General features: G+C 74.7%; 7 protein-coding genes. 5 read left to right on the top strand and 2 right to left on the bottom strand.

Translation table 11 applies throughout. The features are described from left to right. Positions 1 to 84: 84 nt before the first annotated feature. Together ACSNOK_RS29590 and metF are read right to left on the bottom strand one after the other, a co-directional pair. Complete coding sequence (locus ACSNOK_RS29590; protein ID WP_436783871.1) at positions 85 to 1,008, bottom strand: hypothetical protein; 924 nt, start codon at positions 1,006 to 1,008, stop codon at positions 85 to 87. A gap of 40 nt (positions 1,009 to 1,048) precedes the next feature. Beyond that, entirely contained in the window at positions 1,049 to 1,966 is a 918-nt protein-coding gene (gene metF / locus ACSNOK_RS29585; RefSeq protein ID WP_436783870.1) for a methylenetetrahydrofolate reductase [NAD(P)H], read from the bottom strand. A 462-nt stretch (positions 1,967 to 2,428) separates the two neighbouring features. Here metF and ACSNOK_RS29580 point away from each other — a divergent pair, with 462 nt between their 5' ends. From ACSNOK_RS29580 to ACSNOK_RS29560, 5 genes are all read left to right on the top strand, one after another. Further along, the gene (locus ACSNOK_RS29580) at positions 2,429 to 2,539 is read left to right on the top strand and encodes a keywimysin-related RiPP (RefSeq protein ID WP_106429645.1); all 111 of its coding nucleotides are present in this window, start codon (positions 2,429 to 2,431) and stop codon (positions 2,537 to 2,539) included. 27 nt (positions 2,540 to 2,566) lie between these two features. Beyond that, on the top strand, positions 2,567 to 4,399 hold the full coding sequence (locus ACSNOK_RS29575; RefSeq protein ID WP_436783869.1) for a lasso peptide isopeptide bond-forming cyclase: 1,833 nt from the start codon (positions 2,567 to 2,569) through the stop codon (positions 4,397 to 4,399). Between the two features lie 49 nt (positions 4,400 to 4,448). Further along, positions 4,449 to 4,703 (top strand): lasso peptide biosynthesis PqqD family chaperone, encoded by a 255-nt coding sequence (locus ACSNOK_RS29570; RefSeq protein ID WP_436783868.1) that lies wholly within the window; start codon positions 4,449 to 4,451, stop codon positions 4,701 to 4,703. Beyond that, a complete protein-coding gene (locus ACSNOK_RS29565; protein WP_436783867.1) occupies positions 4,700 to 5,146 on the top strand; it encodes a lasso peptide biosynthesis B2 protein in 447 nt (148 codons plus the stop codon). The genes ACSNOK_RS29570 and ACSNOK_RS29565 overlap by 4 nt, the downstream gene beginning before the upstream one ends. Then, positions 5,143 to 6,073: ABC transporter ATP-binding protein (locus ACSNOK_RS29560; protein WP_436783866.1), on the top strand; the 931-nt coding region annotated here is incomplete at its 3' end. The genes ACSNOK_RS29565 and ACSNOK_RS29560, both read left to right, overlap by 4 nt.

Below are 6,073 nucleotides of genomic sequence, written 5' to 3'. Positions count from 1 at the left end.
GAGGACGAGCGGCGAAGCCGCGACAAGCGGGGTCTGGGGCGCAGCCCCAGGAAACGGCGAAAGGGCGGGACCGGGGCGCACCCCTCAATACCCGTACCCCTGCGGCGGAGCCGGCGGCGGCGCCTGCCCGCCCCCGTCCCCGTCCTGCCGCTGCTGCGGCACCCACACCCCACCCGGCGGCGTGTCCATGTCGTACTGCCCGTACGGCCCGTACTGCTGCTGCGGCGCATAGCCGCCCTGCTGCTGCCCGTACGCGTCGTACGGCTGCTCGTACCCGGCCGAGGGCTGCGCCCCGGCCCCGACGTACGGGTCGGAGTACGCGGCGTACTGCCCTTGGTCCGGCCCCTGCCAGTAGCCGTAGTCGTACGCACCGGCGCCGGCACCGGCACCCGTACCCGCGCCGAAGACCGACGCGCCCTCCTCGACCACCGGGAACGCCGCGGTGTCCCCCGGACCGGCCCCGACCCCGGGCGGCGGCGGCGCGGGCACCCCGCGCTCGTCGGTGGCCTGCTGAGGCACCGTCGGCATCATGGCGGTCGCCGCCCCCGCCTCCGCCTCGGTCAGCCGCTTGCGGGCCCCGCCCGGCGTGCCCGGAGCGGGCGGCGCCTCGGGCGCGGCCGGGCCCGGCTCGGCCGGCGCGCCGCGCTCGGGGCGGCCGCGGCGGCGCCCCGCCCGGCCCGCGGGAGCGGACTGAGAGGAGCGGCCGGACCGCGAGGAGCGGCCCGAGCGGCCCGCGCCCTGAGCGGCGTCGCTCGGCCGCCGCAGCGCCCACCCGGCCGAGAACCCGCGCCGGAACGACAGCGTGACGTAGATCTGGCCGACCGCGAACGCGACGGCCCCGGCCACGATGACCGCCACGGACGGGATGACCACACCGGCCACCACTCCGAGGAAGCCGGTGAACGCCAGCAGTCGCCACCGCAGCCGGGCCTTGTACTGCAACAGCACTTCGGCGAGCAGCCAGAGCGCGACGACGCCGAACGCGAAGTAGAGGACCGTCCAGCCCATGAATCGCCCCTCCAGTCCGGCCGCCGCGACCGGCGGGCCGTCAGGACCGCTGGTGCAGTCCCAGGTTCTCGTAGATTTCCAAGGTGGCCGTGGAGTGGTTCAGGGTAATGAAGTGCAGCCCCGGGGTCTCCTCGGCCATCAACCGGGCACACAGCTCCGTCGCGTACTCGATCCCGATCGAGCGTACAGCCGCCGGATCGTCCTCCACCGCCCGGATCCGCTCGGCGAGGTCCGTGGGGAACGCCGCGTTGCTGAGCTGGGCGAACCGTTCGATCTGGCGGACGTTGGTGACGGGCATGATCTCGGGGATGATCGGGGTCGTGCAGCCGGCGGCGTGGACCCGGTCGCGCAGCCGCAGGTAGTCCTCGGCGTGGAAGAACATCTGGGTGATGGCGAAGTCGGCGCCCGCCCGGCACTTGTCCACGAAGTGGCGGACGTCGGCGTCCCAGTCGGTGGAGCGCGGGTGCATCTCGGGGAAGGCCGCGACGCCCACGCAGAAGTCGCCGGACTCCTTGATGAGCCGCACCAGTTCGACGGCGTAGTGCAGCCCCTCGGGGTGACGCACCCACTCCCCGGTGGGGTCGCCGGGCGGGTCGCCGCGCAGGGCGAGCATGTTGCGGATGCCGACGTCCGCGTACTGGCCGATGACGTTGCGCAGTTCGGCCACGGAGTGGTTGACGGCGGTGAGGTGGGCGACGGGGGTGAGGGTGGTGTCGGTCGCGATGCGCTCCGTCACCCGGACGGTGCCCTCGCGGGAGGAGCCGCCGGCGCCGTAGGTCACGGAGACGAAGGTGGGGGCGACCGCCTCGATCCGCCGGATGGCGTTCCAGAGCGTCCGTTCCCCCTTCTCGGTCTTGGGCGCCGCGAATTCGAAGGAGTACGAACGCTCGCCTGAAGCGAGCAGGTCACGCACGGTACGGGCGTGATCCGTCCTGGTGGAGGCTGTGCCAAGGGCCATACCGGTCAAGTTAACCAGCGCTGGGACGATCTTCCCAACGCTGTCCACGATCTGGCCGCTTCCCGGCGCAAGGGTGTCCGGTACACCGTTCCCGAAACCCCGACTTTCCGGATTTTCCCGGACCGGGGGAAGGGATTCCGGATTTCCGGCGCGGCGAATTCCTGTCCGCTTTTCGAAGAAAAGGACATGCCGACGCGGCCTTGGCGATCACATCTGTTTTCCCTGATTTCACCGGCGCCCGTTTCCGCCCCACCAACCGGCGCACACGGATGGGCGCACTCCCGTTTTCCCGGTGATTATCGGACTTGGATTGCGATGAATCCTTTTGGCGCGGATAGCATGGCGATACGCCCTCTGGCCCGACCGGAACGGCCCGCTTGCGGGGTACCTCTCCCCCGGGAGCACCACGGCCGGCCGGACGGAATCCGGGGCGAAAAGGATACTCCGACTCAAGGAGGAACCATGAAGAAGACGTATGAGGCCCCCACCCTGGTCAAGCGCGGCACGTTCCGCGCCAAGACCGGTCTGCTCCGCACCTCGGGTAACGACCGTCTGATCCTCAGCAAGAACTGAGACCGGCGGCCGGAGACAGAGGGCTGAATGCCTACGCCTCGCGAGGCGGGGGGAGCGGGCCCGGGCGCGGCGCGTTTCGTGGTCCTTCCGGACTGCGACGACGCGCTCACCGCGGCCCGCTCCCTCATCCGCCAGGACACCCGGACCATCCCCCACCCCTCCGGCCGGCCCTGGATCGCCGGCCACTGGCACGACGACGACGTCACCGCCGTACGGACCGGCCGGGCCGCCCTCGCGGTGATCGGCTGCTGTCCCGTCCGGCCCGAGGAGCTCCGCCGGCGGGCGGAGGCGCTCCGCGACCTGACCGCCCTGGACGCCCTGGCCCGCGCCCTGCCCGGCAGCTTCCACCTGGTGGCCGCGCTGGACGGCGCCGTCCGCGTCCAGGGGACGGCGTCCGGCCTCCGGCTGGTCTTCCGGGCCACCGTCGGCGGCGTCGAGACGGCCGCGAGCGACGCCCTGCCGCTCGCCCACGCCCTGGACTCCACCCCCGACGAGGAGGAACTGGCCGTACGGCTGCTGTGGCCGGTCCCCCACCCGCTGCACACCACCTCGCTCTGGCGCGGCGTCACCGCCGTCCCCGCCGAGGACGCCCTGTACATCAGCCGCGACGGGCGCTCGGCCCGCCACTCCCGCTGGTGGACGCCGCCCGAGCCGGTGCGTTCGATGGCCGGCGGCGCGCCGCTGGTGCGGCAGGCGCTCACCGAGGCCGTGGCGGCCCGCACCCACCGGGGCGGCACGGTCAGCTGCGACCTGTCCGGCGGGCTGGACTCCACCTCCGTATGCTTCCTGGCGGCGGACTCCCCGGCGCACGTCATCGCGAGCACCTGGCCGGGGCGCGACCCCGCCGACGCCGATCTGGCCTGGGCCCGGCGCGCCGCCCGCCATCTCCCGGACGTGGAGCACGTGGTGTGGGACGCGGACGCGTCGCCGCTCGTCTACACCGACCTGCTGGACATCGACGACCCCATGGACGAGCCGACCATCGGCGTCATGGACCGGGCCCGGGCCCTGCACCACCTGCCGGACCTCGCCCGCCGCGGCAGTTCGACGCACCTGACGGGCATCGGCGGCGACCACGTGGCCTGGTGCTCGGAGGGCTACTACCACCGGCTGCTGCGGACGCGCCCCTGGTTCGCGCTCCGGCAGCTGCGCGGCTTCCGCACCCTCTACCAGTGGCCCCTGGCCCCGACCGTGCACACCCTCGCCGACTCCCGCCCCTACGGCCGCTGGCTGGCCTCCACGCCGGCGCGGCTGCGCGACCCGCTGCCGCCCGGCGTGGAGGGCGCCCTGGGCTGGGGCACCCCGCCCCGGCTGTTCCCCTGGGTCACCCCGGAGGCGGCCGACGCCGTCCGGCGGGCCCTGCGCCGGGCCGCCGCGACCGCCGAGCCGCTCCACCGGGACCGCGGCCTCCACCAGGACCTGGAGCAGATCCGGATCTGCGCCCGGATCATCCGCCAGTGGGACCTGATGGCCGCCCGGGCCGGGCTGCCGATGGCGTCGCCGTTCTTCGACGACCGGGTGATCGAGGCGTGCCTGGCCGTCGACCCGCGCGCCCGCGTCACCCCCTGGGAGTACAAGCCGCTGCTGGGGGCGGCGATGCGCGGGATCGTCCCGGACGCCTGCCTGGCCCGCACCGACAAGGCGCACGCCTCGATGGACGCGTCGAACGGGCTGCGGGAGCACCGGGGCGACCTGGTGAAGCTCTGGGAGGACTCCTCCCTGGCCCGGCTGGGGCTGGTCGACGCCGACGCCCTGACCGCCCTCGCCCAGCGGCCCGCCGCCCCCGGCCTGAGCGACGCGATCCTCTACTCCACGATCGGCTGCGAGGTGTGGCTGCGGACCCTCGGCGCGGCCCACTGACCGGTCCCACGACGCGCGGACGACGGCGTCCGCGGGAAGGGAAGGCTCCATGGCACTGCGGTTCGCCCCGGACGTCGCCACGGCGGAGACCGCCTACGGCACGGTCCTGCTCGACCAGCGCAAGGGCCGCTACTGGGAGCTCAACCCCACCGGCACGCTCGTCGTCCGCACGCTGATGGGCGGCGGCGGGGAGACGGACGCGGTGGAGGCGCTCGTCACCGAGTTCGCCGTCGACCGGGAGCGGGCCACGGCGGACGTCACCGCGCTGGTCGCGCTGTTGCGGGACGCGGGGCTGGCCGCATGACCACCCCCAGCGCCCTGGTCCGGCCCTCCGGCGTCCCGTTCCCCCGGCGACTGGCCGCCCGGCTCGCCCTGACCGCCGCCTTCCCGCTCTCCCTGCTGCCGCCCCGCCGGCTCCGCGTAGTCCTCGCCGCGCTCCGCCGGGGCGCCGCCCCCGCCTCGTACGAGCGGGCCGCCGCGGCGCGCCGGGCCGTGTGCGCCGTCAGTCTCTACTGCGCGGGGCCGCGCGGCTGTCTGCCGCGGTCGATCGCCACCGCTCTGCTGTGCCGGTTCGACGGCCGCTGGCCGACCTGGTGCACGGGGGTGCGCGTGGTGCCGCCGTTCAGCGCGCACGCCTGGGTGGAGGCGGACGGCCGGCCGGTGGACGAGGGCGTTCCGGACGACTACTTCAGCCGGCTGCTGGCCGTGGCCCCCGCCCCGGCGCCCCGGCGCCCGCCGCTGCCGTGACGCCGGCCCGGGCCGGGCGGCGGGAGGCGGGCGCGGTCCGTACGGTGTTCCGGCTCACCGCCGGCCACCGGACGGCGCTGACCACCGCCACCGTGCTCACCCTGGTGGGGACGGCGCTCGGGCTGGCGCAGCCGCTCCTCGCGCAGCGGATCGTGGACGCGAGCGCCGAGGGCCGGCTGCTGTGGCCGCTGCTGTTCCTGGCCGCCCTGTTCGTGGCCGAGGCCGGCATGGCGGCGGTGGGCCGCTTCCTGCAGGAGCGGATGGGCGAGGGCGTCGTACGCGGGCTGCGGCACCGGCTGACCGGGCGGCTGCTGCGGCTGGAGATGCGGGAGTACGAGCGCCACCGCACCGGCGACCTCGTCTCCCGGGTCACCGTCGACACCACCGTCCTGCGCGAGGTCCTCTCCCAGGCCCTGGTGGACCTGGTGACCGGGTTGCTGGCCTCGGCGGGTGCGGTGGCGCTGATGCTCTGGCTCGACCCGCTGCTCCTCCTCCTGGTCGCCCTCACGGTGGCGGCCGCCACGGCGGTGGTGACGTGCGTCCTCACCGGGCTCCGCACGGCCTCGGAGCGGATGCAGCAGGCCGTCGGGGCGGTCGCCGCCGATCTCGAACGGGCCCTGGGCGCCCTGCCGATGGTCCGGGTGCACCGGGCCGAGGAGCGGGAGGCCGCCCGGATCGGGGAGCGGGTGGACGCGGCGTACGGCGCCGGGGTGCGCACCGCGCGGCTGGCGGCGGTGATGAGCCCGGCGGTCGAACTGGCCGTCCACGGCTCGTTCCTGCTGGTCCTGGTCATCGGCGGGCTGCGGGTGGACGGGCGCACCCACAGCCTCGGCGATCTGGTCGCCTTCCTGCTGTACGCCAGTTACCTGGTGGTGCCGCTGTCGTCGGTGTTCCGCGCGGCGGGGCTGATCCAGCGGGGGGCTGTCT

The sequence above is a fragment of the Streptomyces sp. URMC 126 genome, assembly GCF_051386555.1.
Classification (GTDB): Bacteria; Actinomycetota; Actinomycetes; order Streptomycetales; family Streptomycetaceae; genus Streptomyces.
This window is presented reverse-complemented; position numbering and strand designations above follow the sequence as displayed.